At 62.3% G+C, this 21237-nt stretch carries 19 protein-coding genes and 1 tRNA gene; 15 read left to right on the top strand and 5 right to left on the bottom strand.

Going from position 1 to position 21237, the window contains the following annotated elements:
- The first annotated feature begins 35 nt into the window (after positions 1-35).
- A complete protein-coding gene (locus tag J3A98_RS02545) occupies positions 36-842 on the top strand; it encodes an HDOD domain-containing protein (RefSeq protein WP_176682677.1) in 807 nt (268 codons plus the stop codon).
- 65 nt (positions 843-907) lie between these two features.
- On the opposite strand, the gene J3A98_RS02540 is transcribed toward J3A98_RS02545, so the two are convergent.
- Complete coding sequence (locus J3A98_RS02540; RefSeq protein ID WP_176682676.1) at positions 908-2287, bottom strand: sensor histidine kinase; 1380 nt, start codon at positions 2285-2287, stop codon at positions 908-910.
- On the bottom strand, positions 2280-2951 hold the full coding sequence (locus J3A98_RS02535) for a response regulator (protein WP_021785746.1): 672 nt from the start codon (positions 2949-2951) through the stop codon (positions 2280-2282). Before J3A98_RS02535 ends, J3A98_RS02540 begins: the two co-directional genes overlap by 8 nt.
- A gap of 200 nt (positions 2952-3151) precedes the next feature.
- Between J3A98_RS02535 and J3A98_RS02530 the strand changes: the two genes are divergently transcribed.
- The 6 genes from J3A98_RS02530 (at position 3152) to J3A98_RS02505 (ending at position 10334) form a co-directional block, all read left to right on the top strand.
- Complete coding sequence (locus J3A98_RS02530; RefSeq protein WP_209963769.1) at positions 3152-4441, top strand: OprD family porin; 1290 nt, start codon at positions 3152-3154, stop codon at positions 4439-4441.
- 46 nt (positions 4442-4487) lie between these two features.
- The gene (locus J3A98_RS02525; RefSeq protein WP_021785748.1) at positions 4488-5468 is read left to right on the top strand and encodes a tripartite tricarboxylate transporter substrate binding protein; all 981 of its coding nucleotides are present in this window, start codon (positions 4488-4490) and stop codon (positions 5466-5468) included.
- 68 nt (positions 5469-5536) lie between these two features.
- Positions 5537-5995, top strand: coding sequence for a tripartite tricarboxylate transporter TctB family protein (locus tag J3A98_RS02520; protein WP_176682673.1), 459 nt, complete (start codon positions 5537-5539; stop codon positions 5993-5995).
- Positions 5996-5998: 3 nt separating this feature from the next.
- On the top strand, positions 5999-7513 hold the full coding sequence (locus tag J3A98_RS02515) for a tripartite tricarboxylate transporter permease (protein WP_103463003.1): 1515 nt from the start codon (positions 5999-6001) through the stop codon (positions 7511-7513).
- Positions 7506-8561, top strand: coding sequence for an AbrB family transcriptional regulator (locus J3A98_RS02510; RefSeq protein ID WP_209963766.1), 1056 nt, complete (start codon positions 7506-7508; stop codon positions 8559-8561). Before J3A98_RS02515 ends, J3A98_RS02510 begins: the two co-directional genes overlap by 8 nt.
- Before the next feature lie 90 nt (positions 8562-8651).
- A complete protein-coding gene (locus J3A98_RS02505; RefSeq protein WP_209963761.1) occupies positions 8652-10334 on the top strand; it encodes a bifunctional metallophosphatase/5'-nucleotidase in 1683 nt (560 codons plus the stop codon).
- Positions 10335-10361: 27 nt separating this feature from the next.
- Here J3A98_RS02505 and ung read toward each other — a convergent pair whose 3' ends face one another.
- On the bottom strand, positions 10362-11054 hold the full coding sequence (gene ung / locus J3A98_RS02500) for a uracil-DNA glycosylase (protein ID WP_176682670.1): 693 nt from the start codon (positions 11052-11054) through the stop codon (positions 10362-10364).
- A gap of 126 nt (positions 11055-11180) precedes the next feature.
- Between ung and J3A98_RS02495 the strand changes: the two genes are divergently transcribed.
- On the top strand, positions 11181-12287 hold the full coding sequence (locus J3A98_RS02495) for an enoyl-CoA hydratase/isomerase family protein (protein ID WP_176682669.1): 1107 nt from the start codon (positions 11181-11183) through the stop codon (positions 12285-12287).
- Positions 12288-12331: 44 nt separating this feature from the next.
- Here J3A98_RS02495 and J3A98_RS02490 read toward each other — a convergent pair whose 3' ends face one another.
- Positions 12332-12781 (bottom strand): hypothetical protein, encoded by a 450-nt coding sequence (locus tag J3A98_RS02490; RefSeq protein WP_176682668.1) that lies wholly within the window; start codon positions 12779-12781, stop codon positions 12332-12334.
- Positions 12782-12993: 212 nt separating this feature from the next.
- On the opposite strand from J3A98_RS02490, the gene J3A98_RS02485 reads away from it, so the two are divergent.
- The 7 genes from J3A98_RS02485 to J3A98_RS02455 all read left to right on the top strand — a co-directional run bounded on the left by J3A98_RS02485 (position 12994) and on the right by J3A98_RS02455 (position 19930).
- A complete protein-coding gene (locus tag J3A98_RS02485) occupies positions 12994-14475 on the top strand; it encodes a diguanylate cyclase (protein ID WP_209963758.1) in 1482 nt (493 codons plus the stop codon).
- The gene (locus J3A98_RS02480) at positions 14468-14680 is read left to right on the top strand and encodes a cysteine-rich CWC family protein (RefSeq protein WP_176682666.1); all 213 of its coding nucleotides are present in this window, start codon (positions 14468-14470) and stop codon (positions 14678-14680) included. The genes J3A98_RS02485 and J3A98_RS02480 overlap by 8 nt, the downstream gene beginning before the upstream one ends.
- Positions 14681-14688: 8 nt before the next feature.
- Positions 14689-15381 carry a 16S rRNA pseudouridine(516) synthase gene (locus J3A98_RS02475; protein WP_176682665.1) on the top strand — a complete coding sequence of 231 codons (693 nt, stop codon included), beginning with the start codon at positions 14689-14691 and terminating at the stop codon, positions 15379-15381.
- A 344-nt stretch (positions 15382-15725) separates the two neighbouring features.
- On the top strand, positions 15726-16613 hold the full coding sequence (phaG, locus tag J3A98_RS02470) for a (R)-3-hydroxydecanoyl-ACP:CoA transacylase (RefSeq protein WP_176682664.1): 888 nt from the start codon (positions 15726-15728) through the stop codon (positions 16611-16613).
- Positions 16614-16724: 111 nt separating this feature from the next.
- Positions 16725-16798 (top strand) — tRNA-Gly (locus tag J3A98_RS02465).
- A 210-nt stretch (positions 16799-17008) separates the two neighbouring features.
- Positions 17009-18715, top strand: coding sequence for a SulP family inorganic anion transporter (locus J3A98_RS02460; protein ID WP_176682663.1), 1707 nt, complete (start codon positions 17009-17011; stop codon positions 18713-18715).
- 204 nt (positions 18716-18919) lie between these two features.
- Positions 18920-19930 carry a DUF4917 family protein gene (locus tag J3A98_RS02455; protein WP_209963754.1) on the top strand — a complete coding sequence of 337 codons (1011 nt, stop codon included), beginning with the start codon at positions 18920-18922 and terminating at the stop codon, positions 19928-19930.
- A gap of 33 nt (positions 19931-19963) precedes the next feature.
- Here J3A98_RS02455 and J3A98_RS02450 read toward each other — a convergent pair whose 3' ends face one another.
- Complete coding sequence (locus J3A98_RS02450; protein ID WP_209963751.1) at positions 19964-21178, bottom strand: SAM-dependent methyltransferase; 1215 nt, start codon at positions 21176-21178, stop codon at positions 19964-19966.
- Positions 21179-21237 lie beyond the last annotated feature (59 nt).

Here is a 21237-nt window from a genome sequence, read left to right as displayed (position 1 = left end):
GGCGGGGCCGCACCACCACTGCGGTAGACATGCCCATGAACAAGCTGGCCGAGTTGGTTCAAGCACAATTGCTCGACGCCATCGAAAAGGATGACCTGGTCCTGCCAACCCTGCCCGAGGTTGCCTTGAGCATCCGCGAAGCAGCGGAAGACAGCGAGATCAGCGTAGCGGCCCTGAGCAAGGTGATCGGTCGCGACGCGGCCCTTTCAGCGCGCCTGATCAAGGTCGTCAACAGCCCACTGCTGCGTGCTGCGGTCGAGGTTACCGACCTGCATACCGCCATCACGCGGCTAGGCATCAACTACAGCTGCAACCTGGCCATCGGCCTGGTGATCGAGCAGATTTTCCATGCCCGCTCGTCCGCAGTCGAGCAGAAACTGCGCGATATCTGGGCCAGTAGCCTGGAAGTGGCGGGCATCAGCTACGAAATCTGCCGCCGCTTTACACCCCTCAAGCCTGACCAGGCCACCTTGGGTGGGCTGGTCAACCAGATTGGCGCGCTGCCGGTACTCATCTATGCCGAAGAGCACAACGAACTGTTGTCCGACCCGGTTTGCCTGCATTACGTGATCGAGCAACTCCAGCCGGTGCTGGGGGACAAGATCCTCAAGGCCTGGGAGTTTCCGGAGCAGTTGGTCCACCTGCCAAGCCAGGTTCATGACCTGGACCGCCAGACGGACAAGATCGATTACATCGACATCGTGCAGATCGCCCGCTGCATCAGCCAGCGCGGGCGCCACCGGCCATTGGCTGCGCTACCGGCTTACCGCCATCTGGGGCTGCCGTTTGGCACCGAGCTGGAGGTCGATGAACTGCTAGAGGCGCGGAGCATGTTGCGCTGAGCTGTAACAGCCTGCCAGGGCCCTTTCGCAGGTGAGCCCGCGAAAGGGCCGACACAGGCAAGCCATCAATCCGCTATAAAACTCACCCGTACCCGCAACCCGCCCTTCTCGCCATCATGCAGGCTCACCTGAGCCAGGTGCGCCCGACAGATCTCGCCAACGATCGCCAGCCCTAATCCACTGCCCTGCGCACTTCGCCGGTAGAAGCGCTCGAACACCCGTTCGCGCTCGGCCTCGGGAATACCTGGCCCGTCGTCTTCCACTTCCAGCACTGCCGGCGCCATTACCCGCAAAATCACATTGCCACCCGCTGGCGTATGCGCCAAGGCATTGTCCACCAGGTTGCTCAACAACTCGTTGAGCAACGTCGGCTCCCCTTTCAGCCATACCGGCGCCTCGGCCTCCAGCGCCAGCGCCACCCCGCGCTTGTGCGCCAAAGGCGCCATGGCCATGCCCAGCTCGCGGGCCAACTGGCTCAAGTCCAGACGCTGCGCACCGCCTTCAGCGATTGCCCGTGCGCCATTCTCGACCCGCGCCAACGATAACAACTGGTTGGCCAGATGGGTCAGCCTGTCGGTACCCTGGGCTGCAGACTCCAAGGTCTGCCGCCACTCCTGCGGCTCGGCCGAGCGCAAGCCCAGCTCGACCCGCGCCTTCAATGCCGCCAGCGGCGTACGCAGTTCGTGGGCCGCGTCGGCAATGAACTGCGCCTGGCGCTCGAACTGGCCGCGCAAGCGCTCGGTAAAGTGGTTCAAGGCGCGCACCAACGGGCTCAGTTCACGCTGTACCTGTACCACCGGCAACGCTCGCAAGTCGTCCGGCTGGCGTTCTTCCACCGCTGTGCGCAGGCGCTCCAAAGGCCGCAACGCGGCGCTCACGGCAAACCACACCATCACCAACGCCGCCAGTGCCAGCATGCCCAGACGCAGCAGGGTATCGGCCATCAACCCTCGGGCCATACGCACCCGCGCTTCCTCGGTTTCGGCTACGCGGATTTCTGCCATGCCGTTCATGTTCGGCTCGCTTACCGGCTTAAGCAGGCTGACCACACGAACGTCCTGGCCAAGGTAAGTGGCGTTGTAGAAACGCGCCAATGCCGGATAGTCATCGGTGCGCGGCGTGCCAGGCGGCGGTGGCGGCAGGTTCTCGTAGCCAGAAATCAGCCTTTGCTTGATATCCAGCACCTGATAGTAAATGCGCCCCGCACTGTCATAGGCGAATGTGTCCAACGCCACGTAAGGCACATCCGCGCTCAACGAACCATCACGCTGCGACAGGCCCGCGGCGATGGTCCTCGCCGAAGCCAGCAGGGTGCGGTCGTAGGCGGTGTCGGCGGCCTCGCGGCCATTCCAGTAGGCGCTAAGGCCGCTGGCCAGCATCAGCACCACCAGCAACAGTGCCAAATTACCCAGCAAGCGCCCGCGCAGGCTGCCGTTGTCACGCATCGCGGTGCTCGAGCAAATAGCCCAGACCGCGGAAAGTGACGATGGCCACAGGGTGCCCGTCGAGCTTCTTGCGCAGCCGGTGAATGTAGATTTCGATGGCGTCAGGGCTGGCTTCTTCGTCCAGGCCAAACACCTGGGCAGCCAGCTGCTCCTTGCTCATCACCCGGCCCGGACGAGCGATCAGCGCTTCCAGCACACTCTGCTCGCGCGAAGTCAGCGCCAGGTTGTCGTCACCGAGGGTGAAGCGCCGGGTGTCCAGGTCATACACCAACGGCCCACAGCGTTGCTGGCGCTCGCCACCGAGCACACTACGACGCAGCAAGGCCTTGACCCGCGCTTCCAGCTCGGTCAGCTCAAACGGCTTGGCCAGATAATCGTCGGCGCCCAGGTTCAGGCCATGGACCCGGTCCTTGACGTCGCTGCGCGCAGTCAGCATCAGCACCGGCAAAGTCTTGCCACGTCCTCGCAGACGCGCCAGCACCTCAAAGCCGTCCATGCGCGGCAGGCCGACATCCAGCACTGCCACAGCGTATTCCTCACTGGCCAACGCCAGGTCGGCCGCCACGCCGTCATGCAGCACATCTACGGTCAGACCATGGCTTTTCAAGGCCTGGGCCACGCTTTCGGCCAGTTGCAGGTGGTCTTCGACCAGCAGTACACGCATCGGATTCTCCCTGCTCGGGTGGGACGGTGGCGCGGAGTGTACCGCTGTCACCACGCCTGTGAAGCCCCTCGTGACAAACCTTTCACGCTGAAAGGTTAGCGAAAGGTTCGTTGCCTAGCATCGCACCACGGTCGCCCTTCGCGCCGAAAAAAGCACCAGCAAGGTGCGACGAATAAGAACAATAAACGGAGTCATCGACGATGCTGTCATCGCAGCCGCAGGCGTTCGCGCCTACCCGTTCCTTTATCGCACGCCCTTCGGCCATCGCCAGCGCCCTCGCGCTTGCCGGTGTCGCCCCGATGAGCCAGGCCGCCTTCTTCGAAGACAGCACGGCCACCTTCGAAACCCGCAACATGTACTTCAATCGCGACTTCCGCGACGGCACCAGCGCGCAGCAATCCAAGCGCGATGAATGGGCCCAGGGCTTCATGCTCAATTTCGAGTCTGGCTACACCGATGGCACCGTGGGCTTTGGCCTGGACGCATTGGGCATGCTCGGCATCAAGCTCGACTCCAGCCCGGACCGTGCCAACAGCGGCCTGCTGCCGACCCACGATGACGGCAAGGCTGCCGACGAGTACTCCAAGCTGGGCCTGACCGGCAAGGTGAAGATCTCCCAGACTGAACTCAAGATCGGCTCCCTGATCCCCGACCTGCCGACGCTGCAGCCCAACGATGGGCGTATCCTGCCGCAAACCTTCGAGGGTGGCCTGCTCACCTCCAAGGAGATCAAGGGCCTGACCTTCACCGGTGGCCGCATAGACAAAGCCAAGGACCGCAACGACACCAACTGGGAAGACCTGACGCTGAACAACAAGAACGGCCGCTTCGGTGGCACTTTCAGCGCTGACAACCTGGCTCTGGGCGGGCTCGACTACCAGTTCACCGACCGCATCACCGGCAGCTACCACTTCGCCCAGCTCGACGATATTTACCGCCAGCACTTCATCGGCATGGTCGCCACCCAACCCTGGGGCCCGGGCACCTTGGGTGCCGACCTGCGCCTTGCCATGAGTGACGACGCTGGCGCCGCCAAGGCCGGCAACATCGACAACACCACCTTCAACGGCATGCTCAGCTATGCCCTGGGCGGGCACAAGGTCAGCGCTGCCTGGCAGCAGCTGTCTGGCGAAAGCGCCTTCCCGTATGTGGATGGCGCCAACCCGTACCTGGTCAACTTCGTCCAGATCAACGACTTCGCCGGTGCCGACGAACGCTCCTGGCAGGCGCGCTACGACTACAACTTCGCCGCACTCGGCGTACCGGGCCTGACCTTCATGACCCGTTACGTCAGCGGTGACAACGTCAGCCGGGCTGCCGGTGGCGAAGGCAAAGAGTGGGAACGCAACACCGAACTGAAGTACGTGGTACAAAGCGGCCCGTTGAAGAACGTCGCCGTGCGCCTGCGCAACGCTACCTTCCGCTCCAACTTCGCCCGTGACGCGGATGAAGTGAGGCTGTTGGTCAGCTACAGCGTGGCGCTGTGGTAACCCCATAGCGGTAATCCGATAACAACAACGCTCACGGAGATCGACGATGACCTTTTCACTGCGCCGCCTCGTCCTCGCTACCGGCTGCCTGCTGTTGGCCGGCAACGCCCTTGCTGCAGAACCGAAACGCCCCGAATGCATCGCACCCGCCTCACCCGGTGGTGGCTTTGACCTGACCTGCAAGCTGGTGCAAAGCGCACTGGTGCAAGAAAAGATCCTCAGCAAGCCAATGCGCGTCACCTACATGCCCGGCGGTGTCGGCGCGGTAGCCTACAACGCCGTGGTCGCCCAGCGCCCGGCAGACGCCGGCACGCTGGTGGCCTGGTCCAGCGGCTCGCTGCTTAACCTGGCCCAGGGCAAGTTCGGCCGTTTCGACGAGAATGCGGTGAAATGGCTGGCTGCCGTCGGCACCAGCTACGGTGCCATCGCGGTGAAGAGCGACTCGCCCTACAAGACCCTTGATGACCTGGTCGCAGCGCTGAAGAAAGATCCGAGCAAGGTCGTGATCGGTTCCGGCGGTACCGTAGGCAGCCAGGACTGGATGCAGACCGCGTTGATCGCCAAGGCCGCAGGCATCAACCCGCGCGACCTGCGCTACGTGGCCCTGGAAGGCGGTGGCGAAATCGCCACGGCACTGCTGGGTGGTCACATTCAGGTCGGCTCTACCGACATTTCCGACTCCATGCCGCACATCCAGAGCGGCAACATGCGCCTCCTCGCAGTGTTCTCGGAAAACCGCCTGGACGAGCCGGAAATGAAAGACATCCCGACGGCCAAGGAGCAGGGCTACGACATCGTCTGGCCGGTGGTGCGTGGTTTCTACCTGGGGCCAAAGGTGAGCGACGAGGATTACGCCTGGTGGAAGGCCTCGTTCGACAAGATGCTGGCCTCAGAGGACTTCGCCAAGCTGCGAGACCAGCGCGAGCTGTTCCCGTTCGCCATGACCGGCGAAGAGCTGGACGGCTATGTGAAGAAGCAAGTGGCTGACTACAAGGCACTGGCCAAGGAATTCGGCCTGATCCAGTAAGCCTTCCACGACCTTTCATAGCCCTTGTGGGTGCGGGTTTACCCGCGCCCACAATCGAGGATTCCCCAATGATCCTTCAACGCATTTTCGCACTGGCCCTGCTGGCGGTCTGTGCCGCCCTGGCCGTCATGGCCTGGCCCTACCAGGCTGCATTTTCCTATGAACCGGTGGGCCCGCGCGCCTACCCGCTGCTGGTGCTCGGCCTGATGGGGCTGGGCCTGCTGTACCTGGTGTTCCGCCCAACGCCCATCGTACGCAAGGATGACGAACCAGAACTGGATCGCGAGACCCTGATCAAGATCACCGCCTGTGTCGGCCTGCTGCTCGTCTTCGCCGCCACCTTCGAAGCCCTCGGCTTCATCCTCAGCGCTGTCCTGGTCGGCCTGCCCATGGCCCGGCTGTACGGTGGCCGCGGACTGCGCAGCGCCATCGTGGTGGTCGGCATGAGCATTTTCCTCTACTGGCTGTTCGACCGCGTGATGGACGTGCCCCTGCCCCTTGGCCTGCTGAGCGTACTGGAGAACTGACACATGGATACCTTGAGCTACCTGGGCCAGGGCTTCGGCATCGCCCTGTCCCCCTACAACCTGGTCACCGCCCTCTCCGGCACCTTGATCGGCACCGTGGTCGGCTTGCTGCCGGGCCTGGGCCCGATCAACGGCGTGGCCCTGCTGATCCCCATCGCCTTTGCCCTCGGGCTGCCGCCGGAATCGGCGCTGATCCTGCTGGCCGCGGTGTACCTGGGCTGTGAATATGGCGGGCGTATCAGCTCGATCCTGCTGAACATCCCGGGCGAAGCCTCGACCGTCATGACCACCCTCGATGGTTACCCGATGGCCCGTCAGGGCCTGGCCGGTGTTGCCCTGTCGCTGTCGGCCTGGAGTTCGTTCATCGGCGCCTTCATCGCCACCTGCGGCATGGTGCTGTTCGCCCCGCTGCTGGCGAAATGGGCCATCGCCTTCGGCCCCGCGGAGTACTTTGTGCTGATGGTGTTCGCCATCGTCGCGCTGGGTGGCATGGCCGGTGACAAACCACTGAAAACCTTCATTGCCGCACTCATCGGCCTGTTCCTGTCGGCGGTCGGCATCGACGCCAACAGCGGCGTGTACCGTTTCACCGGTGACAGCGTGCACCTGGCCGACGGCATTCAGTTCGTGGTGCTCGTGCTGGGCCTGTTCTCCATCAGCGAAATCCTCCTGCTGCTGGAAAAGACCCACCATGGTCACCAGGCAGTCAAGGCTACCGGCCGCATGCTGTTCAACTTCAAGGAAGCGGCCTCGGTGTTCCTGGTCAACATCCGTTGCGGCCTGCTCGGTTTCATCATGGGTGTTCTACCCGGCGCCGGCGCAACGCTGGCCAGCGCCGTGGCCTACATGACCGAGAAGCGCCTGGCGGGTGAAAGCGGCAAGTTCGGCAAGGGCGATGCCCGTGGCCTGGCAGCGCCGGAAACTGCCATTGGTGCGTCCTGCTGTGGCGCCCTGGTACCGATGCTGACCTTGGGCGTACCCGGCTCCGGCACCACGGCGGTGATGATCGGCGCCCTGACCCTGTACAACATCACCCCTGGCCCACTGCTGTTCGAGCAGCAGCCAGATATCGTCTGGGGCCTGATTGCCTCGCTGTTCGTCGCCAACATCATGCTGGTGGTCCTCAACATCCCGATGATCCGCATCTTCACCCGTATCCTCGCCGTGCCAAACTGGGCGCTGGTGCCGGTGATCGCCATCATCACCGCGATCGGCGTGTACGCCGTGCATGCCACTACCTTCGACCTGTTCCTCATGGTCGGCATCGGCATCATGGGCTACATCATGCGCAAGCTGGACTTCCCTCTGTCGCCGATTCTGCTGGGCTTCATCCTCGGCGGGCTGATGGAGCAGAACCTGCGCCGGGCGCTGTCGATCTCCAACGGTGAACTGGGCATCCTCTGGTCGAGCCCAATCAGCATGGGCATCTGGGCGCTGGTTGTGGCAATGCTCGCCCTGCCGCTGCTGCGCATCTGGCGCAAACGCAGCCTGCAGCGCCGGGCCTTGGCCGATGCCTGATCGGTCGTTGCCATGGTTCGTCGCGACCGGGTTGGTCGGCCTTGCTGGCGGTTTTGCCGCCAGCAAGGTCGGCTGGCCTTTGCCATGGATGGTCGGTTCATTGCTGGCGATCATCCTGGTGCGCTGCCTGACGCCCTGGCAACTTTCGGAAATCCCCAACGGCCGCAAGTGCGGGCAGTGGATCATCGGCATCGGTATTGGCCTGCACTTCACGCCAGCGGTGATCGAGCAAGTGGCCAGCCATTTCGCGCTGATCCTCTTCGGCGCGTTGTTCACCACCCTGTCCAGCGTGATCAGCGTATGGCTGCTGCGGCGAGCCGGCGAAGACCGTGCCACCGCGTTCTTTGCCAGCATGCCAGGCGGTTCGGGAGAAATGGTCAACCTTGGGGCGCGCAATGGCGCGGTACTCAGCCAGGTGGCAGCAGCGCAGAGCTTGCGTGTGCTGGCAGTGGTGCTGTGCGTGCCGGCGCTGTTCAAGTTCTTGCTGGGTGACGGGGTACCACTGAACCACACCGGTAGCGTGAGCTGGGGCTGGCTGGCACTGATTGCGCCCTTGGGCGTTGCCGTTGCCTTGCTTTGGCAGCGCTTGCGCCAGCCCAACCCATGGCTGTTCGGGCCATTGCTGGTAGCGGCTACGGTCAGCCTGGCCGGCAACCTGCAGATCGCCCTGCCCAATGGCGCCAGCCAGATCGGCCAGTGGCTCATCGGCAGCGGCCTGGCCTGCCACTTCAACCGCGCGTTCTTCCGCCGCGCACCGTCGTTCCTGGGGCGCACCTTGATGGCTACGGCATTGTGCATGGCGATTGCCGCCAGTGCCGCGTGGCTGCTGAGCATGATGACTGCACTGGAATTGCGCTCACTGACACTGGGGATGATGCCTGGCGGGATCGCCGAAATGAGCCTCACGGCCGAAACGTTGCAATTGTCGGTGCCGCTGGTGACGGCGCTGCAGGTGATGCGCCTGATCCTGGTGTTGTTTCTTGCAGAACCGCTTTTCCGGTGGTGGGACAACAGGCATTCAAGCTGCAAGCTCCCTGAAGATAGATAGTTACCACTTGCCCAATGCCCGGGTGAATAGAGTCGGTTTGCTGCCCTGATCGACAGCAAACCCACACTTCCCGGCATTCAAGAGGTAATGATGAAAGTCCGTCTTTCTTGCAACTGTCGCTCGGCTATTGCCTGGGCATGCCTTGCCATCAGCGCAGGCAGTCTTGCCGCAGAGTCACCTGCCCCCGTCCAGATCAACGTCGTGGCCATCAATGATCTTCACGGCTACCTGGAACCCAACCCCCAAGACTACGCCGGCGCGCAAGGCGCTACCCGCCTGACCTACGGCGGCATCGCCACACTCGGCGCCATGCTCGATGAACTGCGAACCCAGGACCCCGATCTGCTGTTCATCGGGGCTGGCGACTTGATAGGGGGCAGCCCCGCCATTTCTGCACTCTGGGCTGACGAGCCTGTGCTTGAGGCCCTGAGCGCGATGGGCATGATTGTCAGCGCATCCGGAAACCACGAACTGGATGCAGGCAAGGCCGAGTTCCTTCGTCAGATCCACGGAGGGTGCGAGTCAACACGCCCTGAAAAGGCTTGCAAGTTTCGCGGCAATTATTCTGGAAGTGGCTTCCCTTACATAGCGTCCAACCTGATCGATACCACTACGGGCAAGCGCTTGCTACCGGCCTATCACATTGAGCAGGTAAAAGGGGTCAAGATAGCGTTCGTCGGTGCAGTACCGCGCAACATGGAAAAAGTGGTTTCGGCCAGAGCATTCGCAGGGCTCAAAGCCACAGATGAAGCGCAAGCCATCAATGACGTGATTCCGGAGCTCAAAGCCAAAGGTGTCAATGCAATCATTGCGATCATGCACCAAGGAGGGGATACCGCCGAGCCGTTCGACACACAGGATTGCAGCCAGCTGGGTGGTGCGATCGTCGACGTGGCGAAGCGGCTGGATCCTGCGGTAGATGCCGTCATCAGCGGTCACTCGCATGCCAGCTATCAATGCAAGGTGGGTGACCTGAGCATCACTCAGGCTGGCAAGTACGGCCACTTCCTGACTCAGTTGAAGTTGCAGGTAACGCCAGGCACCCATCACGTCACAAACATCACTGCCCGCAATATTCCTGCTGACCCGCAGAACTACCTGCCGAACGCCAAGTTGGCCAGTCTGCTGGAGGAAGTGCGTCAGCGGTCCGGGGAAAAACTGCTCGAACCCATAGGACGCATCTCGACGACAGAACTTGACCGCGAAGAAAATGCCGCCGGTGAAACAACCTTGGGAAACCTGGTCACGGATGCCCAATTGGCCATGACCCAAGCGTTTCAGCCACAGATTGCCTTTCTCAACCTGGGTGGGCTGCGCAGTGATCTTATCCAGCCTGCCGATAGCGACCTGACCTACGAACAATTATTCGCCGTACAACCGTTCAATAACCCTCTGGTAGTTCAGGAATTGACAGGCAGGCAGATTACCGAACTGCTCAACCTTCAATGGAACAGGGGCAGTTTCAACCCGCTGCAGGTATCGAAGGGTTTCCATTATGAATGGGACGGTTCACGGCCTGTCGGCAGCCGTGTGGTCGACGGGAGTGTACGTCTGCACGGCAAACCCCTTGAGCCGTTGACCCATTATCGCGTAGTCAGCAACCTGTTCCTGGCCGATGGTGGCGGTGGCTTGGCCACGTTCAAAGAAGGAAGGCGACGTCAGGACACCGGCATTTCCGACCTGGAAGCCTTGGTGGAGTATGTGCGCCAGAACCATGAGCGGGGTATTGCAATTGGCCAGCGCAGCGAGCCGCGCATCAGCATGACGCCCTGAGCGATTGCGTACCCCACCCGCGGTTTCTCACAGTGGGGGCAGTGCCCAGTTGATGGGCCCGAGCCCCCGCTGCTCGAGGAAGCTGTTGGCACGACTGAAATGCCCGCAACCGATGAACCCGCGATACGCCGACAGCGGTGAAGGATGGACCGACTTCAATACCAGGTGCTTGGTACCGTCGATCAGCTTCTGCTTGCTCTGCGCATGAGCCCCCCATAGCAGGAATACCACGTTCGGGCATTGCTCACTGACCACCTGGATGACCCGGTCGGTAAACAATTCCCAGCCTTTCTTGGCATGCGACGCGGCATTGGCGCGCTCGACGGTCATGGTCGTGTTGAGCAATAGAACGCCTTGTTCCGCCCAGCTCTGGAGGTAGCCGTGGCTGGGGATCGGGATGTTCAGGTCGCGCTGCAATTCCTTGTAGATATTGACCAGCGACGGCGGTGTGGCCACGCCCGGTTGCACCGAGAAGCACAAGCCATGTGCCTGCCCCGGCCCGTGATACGGGTCCTGACCGAGGATGACCACCTTCACCTGGTCCAGCGGCGTCGAGTTGAGCGCATTGAAGATCAGCGGCCCTGGCGGGTAGATCTCCTTGCCGGCAGCGTACTCGCCACGCAGGAACTCGCGCAGTTGATGCATGTAAGGCTGGTCGAATTCACCGCGCAATGCGGCCTTCCAGCTGGGTTCGAGTTTGATGCGATCGTCGTCAGTCATGGGGCCTTCCATAAACAATGGCGCGACACTAGGTAAGCCCTTCGCGCTTGTCAAACGATCCGACCGACGACCGGCATGATCGGCCAGGCAAGCCATACTTGAGCGATGACTTGCGAGAGGTAGTCCATGACCATTCACTGCGAGGTACTCACCGGCGTCGATGGCGCCCGCATCGGCATCGCCACACTGGATGCGCCCAAGGCGCTCAATGCCCTGAACCTGCCGATGATCGAGGTACTGGGCGAACAGCTGCATGCCTGGGCCCGCGACCCGGGTATCGTCTGCGTGCTGCTGCGCGGCAACGGGGCAAAAGCCTTTTGCGCAGGCGGCGATGTACGTGCGCTGGCGCAAGCCTGCCGCGACCACCCCGGTAGCGTTCCGCCGCTGGCGGCCTCCTTCTTCGCCGCCGAATACCGCCTGGACTTTGCCCTGCACACCTACCCCAAGCCGTTACTGTGCTGGGGGCATGGGCATGTGCTGGGTGGCGGCATGGGGCTGCTGCAAGGCGCCAATGTACGCATCGTGACCCCCAGCAGCCGGCTGGCCATGCCGGAAATCAGCATCGGCCTGTACCCTGACGTAGGCGCCAGTTGGTTCCTGGCCCGGCTGCCGGGCAAGCTGGGTTTGTTCTTCGGCCTGACAGGTGCGCCAATCAACGCCCGCGATGCCCTTGACCTGGGCCTGGCTGACCGTTTCCTGGGCGAGCACCAGCAAGAGGCCTTGATCGAGGAGTTACTGCAACTCAACTGGCAGGAGCAGACTGCCATACAACTGAACAGCCTGCTCAAGGCCGAACAGCATCGTGCCTGGGCCGAGCTGCCGGATGCCCAGTGGCTGCCGCGACGGCATGAGATCGATCAGTTACTCGACGTGGCTGATGCTGCCTCAGCCTGGCGCGCACTGGAAAGGCTCAAGCGGCATGACGACCCATTGCTGGCAGATGCCGGCCAACGCCTGCACGAGGGTTGCCCGCTGACGGCGCATCTGGTCTGGGAGCAGATCCGCCGGGCGCGGTACCTGTCGTTGGCGCAAGTGTTCCAGATGGAATACAGCATGAGCTTGAACTGTTGCCGCCACCCTGAATTCAGTGAAGGCGTGCGCGCTCGCCTGCAGGACAAAGACAACCAGCCGCGCTGGCACTGGCCTGATGTGGCGCAAGTGCCGGCGGCGGTAGTCGAGGCGCATTTTGCCAAGGCGTGGGAAGGGCGGCACCCATTGGCGGATGTGGGTTAGCTTGCTGATCCGGGGGCTTCTTTTCAGCCCCCGCCTCCGCTCAGCTAGCGCTGCCAGTTTCCTCCTCGCCCCTGCCCGCGCCGCCCGTCCCAGCGACCGCGGTCGTCCACCTGCCGATTGGAGTGCCGATCGCCCTGCCGGTAACGCTGGCTGCCATTGCGATAGTCATGGCGATCCCGGTCCTGCCGGTAGTCTTGCCGCTGGCGATTGCCATAGTCATGGCGCGGGTTGCCATGCCACTGGTTCATCCCCGGCCGCGAATAGGGCCGGTAATGGGGCACAGGGGCCGACCGATTGTAGTAGCGGGGAGCAGGCTGATAGTAGTAGCGCGGCGCAGGCGCCACATAGTACCGGTCATGGCGGTAATACCCCGGCGCCACATAGCGGTCGGTAGAATAGTAGTCCGAACGGTAATAGCCTCCGCGGTCATGGTACGGGGCACAGGCCGAAGTCATCAGCCCCAGCAGGGTGATCAACAGGATTCGATAGGACATGGCGGCCTCCTGGACCGCTGGAGTGCCCGAACAGCGGCGCTGGCGAGCATCGATGCAAGATGTGTAGATCGACACTGAATAAGACAGTGGCGCGCAGGTGCAGTGCCATTCCTGCAATAACTTGATACAGGTGAAATAACCCTGAAAAACTTGCAGTCATTTGCCCGCCATCTCAATAGAATAAGCGGCTCGGCACACATCACGGGAAGATCATGCCCTTACGTTCCGCTCTGTTCTCGCAGCGCTCGCTGATCGTTACCCTGCTCGTGTTACTGGCCTGCGGCTTCCTGGCCACTTCGCTGCTCAGTTACTTCTCCTCGCGCAGCGCCATCCGCGACAGCATCATCAATACCGAATTGCCGCTGACCTCCGACACTGTCTACTCGGAAATCCAGAAAGACCTGATCCGCCCGGTGCTGATCGCTTCGATGATGGCCCAGGACACCTTCCTGCGCGACTGGGTGCTGTCCGGCGAGCAGGATACCGAACGCATGACGCGCTACCTGGGCGAGGTCATGGGCAAGCAGGACATATTCACGTCCTTTTTCGTGTCCGATCGCACGCTGACCTACTACCAGGCCAAAGGTGTGCTCAAGCATGTCGAACCGGGCACCTGGCGTGATGCCTGGTATTTCCGTCTGCGTGAACTCAAGGCCCCTTATGAGATCAACGTCGACCTGGACATGGCCAACCAGGACAGCCTGACTGTGTTCATCAACTACCAGGTGCACGACTACCAGCAGCGCTTCATCGGTGCGGCAGGCGTAGGCCTGAGCGTATCGTCGGTGGTCGAGCTGATCGATCAGTACCAACGCCGCTACCAGCGCGCGGTGCTATTCACGGATGCCAAAGGCAAGGTGCTGTTGACCGGCTCCGGGGGCGGCCCGCATGGCTTGCAAGTCGGCCAGCCACTTAAGGAAAACCCTGAGCTGAAGGCCCTGCTGGCCGAGCAGTGGGTGCCAGGCGAAGGCAGCCACGAGTACCATGACAGCGAAAACCACAGCCACTTTCTCAACGTGCGTCACCTCCCCGAACTGAACTGGTACCTGCTGGTGGACAAACGCGAAACCGGCGTCCTCGACCGCATTCGCCAGGCTCTGTACCTGAACCTGGCGATCTGTACGATGATCACCCTGGTGGTGCTGGCACTGGTGCATGCCATGGTCCGCCGCCACCAGGCAAGCACCGAAGCCTTGGCCACGCTCGACAGCCTCACCGGCTTGCACAACCGGCGCAGCTTCGACCTGCTCGCCGCCCAGGCGTTGCGCGAAGCCCGGCGCGACAGCAGCCCACTGGTGGCCTTGCTGATCGATCTGGACCACTTCAAGGCGCTGAACGACACCCACGGCCACCTGGCAGGTGACGAAGTGCTACGCCAATTCGCCAATGTGTTGCAAGGCAGCCTGCGTCAGTCAGATATACTGTGCCGCTGGGGCGGTGAGGAATTCATCGTGCTACTGCGCGAAGCTGAAGGCCGCCAGGCCATCGAGGTGGCGGAAAAGATCCGCCGACGCACCAAGCAGCTGACCTTCAGTTACGACAACAAGCCGCTGCGGCTGACCACCAGCATCGGCCTGAGCAGCCTGCAACCGGGGGATACCCTGCACGCCCTGCTGACCCGCGCCGACCGCGCGCTTTATCGTGCCAAGCAGGCTGGCCGCAACCGCGTCTGCAGTGAAACCCGCCATGAATGACAAGCAACATTGCCCCGCTTGCGGTGCCCTCAACCAGTGCAGCCTGGCCGACCCACGCCGTGCCACCCAGGCTTGTTGGTGCTACAGCGTGACCATCGACCCGGCCGTGCTCCAGGCGCTGCCCGCCGAGCTGCGCAACAAGGCCTGTCTGTGCCCGCGCTGCGCCGCCATTGAAGAACAGCTCCGTCCATCCGCTGCCCACTGATCGTTTCCATGCGCCTTGATCGTTTCCTCGCCAACCTGCCCAGCTACAACCGCCAGCAAGTTCGCCTGATGCTGGCGCAACGCCGCGTGCGGGTGGACGGCCAGATCGTCAGCGACCCGCTGACCGAAGTACGTGAATTCAGCCGCGTAGAGCTGGACGAGCAACTGCTGCAGGCCGGCCGCCCGGCCCGCTACCTGATGCTGTACAAGCCCACTGGCTGCGTAAGCGCCACCCACGACCCGCAACACCGTACTGTTCTCGACCTGCTGCCAACGGCGTTGCGAGATGACCTGCACATCGCCGGGCGCCTGGACTTCAACACCACCGGGCTGATGATCCTGACCAACGATGGCCAGTGGTCACGGCGCCTGACCCAGCCTGCCACCAAACTGCCCAAGCATTATCTGGTGGACACCGAGGACGAGATTGGCGAGCACTATGTGGCCAAGTTTCGCGAGGGTTTCTATTTCGCCTTCGAAGACCTCACCACCCAGCCTGCCCAGCTGGATATCCTCGGCCCCCACCAGGCCCGGCTGGCGATCGTCGAAGGGCGCTATCACCAGGTCAAGCGCATGTTCGGGCATTTCAACAACAAAGTGGTGGGGCTGCACCGGGAAAGCATGGGGGCGATCCGGCTGGATCCGGGGTTGGCGCCGGGAGAGTACCGTGAACTGACGGCCAATGAGATAGCCACTGTCTAGGCCGCAACAGACAGCCCGGCTCGTCATACGACCGCTCAGCGACAAAAGTCACATTACTTACCGAACGGCACTTGCGCGATCCCCAACCCACTGCTTGAATCCAAATCGTCAGTCTGCATGTGACTACCAGGTCACACCCGCGGTCGATGACACTTTTTGTCGGCCACCCAAGGCCTAGATGCCTTGGGGCACGGCAAATTGCCCGCCAAAAAAAATACCGTCGACGCAAGTGCCAAGGATCGACACAGGGCCCCCGGTTTTATCTTCAGGCAAATGCCTACCTGTCATAAAGCACGTGCACCCTAGGTGACGCGAATACCCTTTTTGCGCCAGGAGTCGATGACATGAGGCCAGAAATCGCTGTACTTGATATCCAAGGTCAGTATCGGGTTTACACGGAGTTCTATCGCGCGGATGCGGCCGAAAACACGATCATCCTGATCAACGGCTCGCTGGCCACCACGGCCTCTTTCGCCCAGACGGTACGTAACCTGCACCCACAGTTCAACGTGGTACTGTTCGACCAGCCGTATGCCGGCAAGTCCAAACCGCACAACCGTCAGGAACGGCTGATCAGCAAGGAGACCGAGGCGCATATCCTCCTTGAGCTGATCGAGCACTTCCAGGCAGACCACGTGATGTCTTTTTCGTGGGGTGGCGCAAGCACGCTGCTGGCGCTGGCGCACCAGCCGCGGTACGTGAAGAAGGCAGTGGTGAGTTCGTTCTCGCCAGTGATCAACGAGCCGATGCGCGACTATCTGGACCGTGGCTGCCAGTACCTGGCCGCCTGCGACCGTTATCAGGTCGGCAACCTGGTCAATGACACCATCGGCAAGCACTTGCCGTCGCTGTTCAAGCGCTTCAACTACCGCCATGTGAGCAGCCTGGACAGCCACGAGTACGCACAGATGCACTTCCACATCAACCAGGTGCTGGAGCACGACCTGGAACGAGCGCTGCAAGGCGCGCGCAATATCAACATCCCGGTACTGTTCATCAACGGCGAACGCGACGAGTACACCACAGTCGAGGATGCGCGGCAGTTCAGCAAGCATGTGGGCAGAAGCCAGTTCAGCGTGATCCGCGACGCGGGCCACTTCCTGGACATGGAGAACAAGACCGCCTGCGAGAACACCCGCAGTGTCATGCTGGGGTTCCTCAAGCCAACCGTGCGTGAACCCCGTCACCGTTACCAACCTGTGCAACAGGGGCAGCATGCATTTGCCATCTGAGCGGCTCGGCGCCTTGTAGCAAATACCCGCAAGCCATGGGGCGCCGACAAGCTTTTTTATAACTTGGGCTTCTAATTCGCTGAAGGTTCTGGTAAAAAGTCGAGCTCAGATGCGGGTATAGTTTAGTGGCAAAACGAAAGCTTCCCAAGCTTTAGTTGAGGGTTCGATTCCCTCTACCCGCTCCACATCGCATTCCCGCATGGCGTTCCAGCAACGTCATCGCAGTCAAAAGGAGCCTTGGCTCCTTTTTTCGTTTTCCCCCCTCCCGTGATCTGGCCCATGGCCATTTACCCGCCGATCCGCTTCAATGCGCATCGGGCCTCAGCACGTGCAAGCGAAACGGCTTGTGGCGGATATGCTCAATGGATTCGTGAAACCATTCGAAAGGACAACGCATGTTTCTCTCCCGCTGGCTACCGGGCCTTGCCAACCTGCTGCACTACCGCCGTGAATGGTTCCACGCCGACCTGCAAGCTGGCCTGTCGGTAGCCGCGATCCAGATTCCCATTGCCATTGCCTATGCGCAGATCGTCGGGCTGCCGCCGCAATATGGCCTGTACGCCTGTGTGCTACCGATGATCGTCTACGCGCTGATCGGTAGCTCGCGCCAGTTGATGGTCGGCCCCGACGCCGCCACCTGCGCGATGATCGCCGGTGCCGTGGCACCGCTGGCCATGGGCGACCCGCAGCGCATCGCTGAACTGTCGGTGATCGTCACCGTGCTGGTCGGCGTGATGCTGATTGCCGCCGGCCTGGCGCGGGCCGGGTTCATCGCCAGCTTTTTCTCGCGGCCGATCCTGATCGGCTACCTCAACGGTATCGGCCTGAGCCTGATCGCCGGGCAGCTGTCCAAGGTGGTGGGCTTCAAGATCGAGGGCGACGGTTTCATCCTCAGCCTGATCAACTTCTTCCAGCGCCTGGGGGAAATTCACTGGGTCACATTGATCATCGGCCTGGCCGCCCTGGGCCTGCTCATCTGGCTGCCACGGCGCTACCCGCGCCTACCCGCCGCCCTCACCGTAGTGGCGCTGTTCATGCTGCTGGTTGGCCTGTTCGGCCTCGACCGCTTCGGCGTCGCCGTCCTTGGGCCGGTACCTGCAGGCATCCCGCAACTGGCCTGGCCACACAGCAACCTGGCAGAAATGAAGAGCCTGCTGCGCGACGCCCTGGGTATCGCCACCGTCAGCTTCTGTAGCGCCATGCTTACCGCACGCAGCTTTGCCGCCCGGCATGGCTATGCGATCAACGCCAACCACGAATTCGTCGCCCTGGGCGTGAGCAACCTGGCGGCCGGGGTTTCCCAGGGTTTTGCCATCAGCGGCGCCGACTCGCGCACGGCAGTCAACGACATGGTTGGTGGCAAAAGCCAGCTGGTGGGCATCATCGCTGCACTGGTCATCGCCCTGATTCTGCTGTTCTTCACCGCGCCCATGGCGTGGATCCCGCAGGCTGCGCTGGGCGCCGTGTTGCTGATGGCTGGCTGGGGGCTGATCGACATCAAGTCGCTGGGGCACATCCGGCGCCTTAGCCGCTTCGAGTTCTGGCTGTGCCTGCTGACCACGGCGGGCGTACTGGGCCTGGGCGTGCTGCCCGGCATCGTGTTTGCCGTTACCCTGGCGATCCTGCGCCTGCTTTACAGCATCTACCAGCCCACCGATGCCGTACTGGGCTGGCTGCCGGGCACCGAAGGCCAGGTGGACATCCGCAAGTTCAAGGACGCCCGCACCGTGCCTGGCCTGGTGGTGTACCGCTTCGACGACGCCATCCTGTTCTTCAATGCCGACTACTTCAAGATGCGCCTGCTGGAAGCCGTGCAAAGCCAGGACCAGCCTAAAGCCGTGCTGTTCGATGCCGAAGCGGTAACCAGCATCGATGTCAGCGGCATGGCCGCCCTGCGCGAAGTCCGCGACACCCTGGCGGCCCAAGGCATCTTCTTCGCCATCGCCCGCGCCCGAGGCACCTTCCTGCGCATGCTGGTGCGCTCGGGGATGGCGCGGGACATGGAAGACAAACTGCTATTCGGCTCGGTCCGCGCGGGAATTCGCGCGTACCGCGTGTGGCGCAACCGAAACCGCAGTGTGCAAGTGACAGAACAGGGTTGAGCGGCTTTCATCCTGTTCAACGTGCTGCGACTGTGCTGGCCCTTTCGCGGGTAAACCCGCTCCTACAGGGACTTGTAGGAGCGGGTTTACCCGCGAAAGGGCCAGCACAGACAACCCAAAACCATCGCCTTGACACCAACCCTCGCACACCTCGCATGACATGCTAAAGTCGCCCCGTTCCCCGCACCACCCAACGGACCCAGCATGCCCGCACTCGATGCCACCCTTACCCCCTGGCCAGAACTCGCCGCCCGCCACCCCTGCGACGCCCTGCTGCTGGGCAACGGCGCCAGCCGCGCAGTATGGAAGCCGTTCGGCTACTTCTCGCTGTTCGAGCAAGCGCAACGCGCGGGCCGCAAGAAAGGCCTGGCGGTCAGTGACCAGGCATTGTTCAAGTCCCTGGCCACGGAACTGTTCGAGCCGGTGCTCAGCGCCCTCAACACCACCGTGCGTACCAATGCCGCCCTGGCCATCAACTCCACCGCGCCGCTGAACCGCTACTACTCGATCAAGGAAGCGTTGATCCACGCCGTGCGCACGGTGCATCTGCCCTGGCCGCTGATACCGAAGGCGACACTGACAACCCTCAATCAGGCGCTGCGCGGCTATCGAAGCGTCTACACCAGCAACTACGACCTGCTGCTGCCATGGGCCGTGCAGCACGCCCCGAATGGCTTCGCCGAACTGTTCGACGAACATGGCTATTTCGACGTTCGACGCACCGGCAGCGAAGGCACCCGGGTGCTGCACCTGCACGGCGGCCTGCACCTGCTCAAGCTGCCCGACGGCACCACCCGCCAGCGCAGCGCTGAAAGTGCCGAACTGCTCGATGGGTTTGCCGTGAACATCCCGGGTGAAGTACCGCTGTTCGTCAACGAAGACCGCAGCGACGAGAAACTGCGCGCGATCCGCAACTCGGACTATCTGAGCTGGTGCCTGGGGCAGCTGGCAAGGGAAAGCCAGGGGCTATGCCTGTTCGGGCAGCACCTGGACAGCAGTGACCGGCACCTGCTCGACGCAGTGCGCCAAGCCCGTCCGCAACAGCTCTCCATTGCCATTCGGCCGCTAGGCGAGGCTTCGGTGATCAATCAGAAGCAGCATTTTGCAGATCGTTTCGGGGATTTGCCGGGGACGACGCTGCATTTCTTCGATGCCAGCACCCATCCGCTGGGGCAGGCAGCATTGGCTGTCGAAGTGCCCTCAGCTCGGCGCTGACAGCGTCCCCTGCAGGCATGCCGGTGGGTGGCGTCAGAGCAACCCATCCGCCCGCAACAATGTTTCCAGGCAATGCTCCTGCACCCCATAGAACGCCTTGAGCTGGGCAATCTTCTCCAGCAACGCCCCGTTATCCCCCGCTTGGCGCCGCTTCACCGCAAGAATCATCTTGTTCTTGTTGGTGTGCTCCAGCGAGATGAACTCGAACACCTTGGTTTCATAGCCACAGGCTTCCAGATACAGCGCGCGCAGGCTGTCGGTGAGCATTTCGGCCTGCTGGCCCAGATGCAGGCCGTACTGCAGCATGGGTTGCAGCAACCCCGGGCTGTGCAGTTGCGGGCGGATCTGTTTGTGGCAGCACGGCGAGCACATGATGATTGCGGCGTTGCAGCGGATGCCGGTGTGGATGGCGTAGTCGGTGGCGATGTCACAGGCATGCAAGGCGATCATCACCTCGATGGCCTCAGGCACCACGCTGCGTACGTCACCACACTGGAACTCCAGGCCCGGGTGGTCCAGGCGTGCGGCTGCGGTGTTGCACAGGTCGACCATGTCCTGGCGCAGTTCCACGCCAGTCACCTGTGCGTCGCGGCCCAGGCTGTTGCGCAGGTAATCGTGCATGGCAAAGGTCAGGTAGCCCTTGCCCGAGCCGAAGTCGGCCACCCGCAGTGCCTGCTCGGCCGGCACCGGGGCGCTGGCCAGGGCGTGGTCGAACACCTCGATGAATTTGTTGATCTGCTTCCACTTGCGCGACATGGACGGGATCAGTGCGCCTTGTGCATCGGTCACACCGAGGTCGCGCAGAAACGGCCGCGACAGCTCCAGATAACGCTTCTTCTCGCGGTCATGCCCACTGCCCGCGTCGGCCACGCGCGGCGCCTGGGCACCGTGGCGCTGGAGCATCGGTTTGCCCTTCTTGCTGAAGGTCAGCTGCACTTCGCCGTCAACATCGAACAGGTGAGCATTGCGGAAGCTGTCCGGCAGCAGTTCGGAAACCAGCACCTGAGCCTGGTCCAGCGGCAGGTTGCGGGTGATGTCACGGGTCTGGTGGCGGTAGACCAGCGACAGGCACGGCTGGCCCTTGACCTGCAGCGGCTTGGCAATGATCCGTTGCAAGGTCTGGTCGGCACCGACATGGCGCGCCAGCACCAGTTTGACCAGGGTTTCGCCGTGCAGGGCGGCGTTCAGCAGGTCGAGAAACTGAGCGCGCGCATCCGGCGCGGAAGAGGCAGAAGTACTGGCGGGCATGAAAAAGGGGGCCTTGGGTAGCGGAACGCCTATTCTAACGTGCCCCAAGCACCCTGTGG

The sequence above is a fragment of the Pseudomonas sp. BP6 genome (assembly GCF_017875935.1).
Lineage (GTDB): Bacteria > Pseudomonadota > Gammaproteobacteria > Pseudomonadales > Pseudomonadaceae > Aquipseudomonas > Aquipseudomonas putida_Y.
This window is presented reverse-complemented; position numbering and strand designations above follow the sequence as displayed.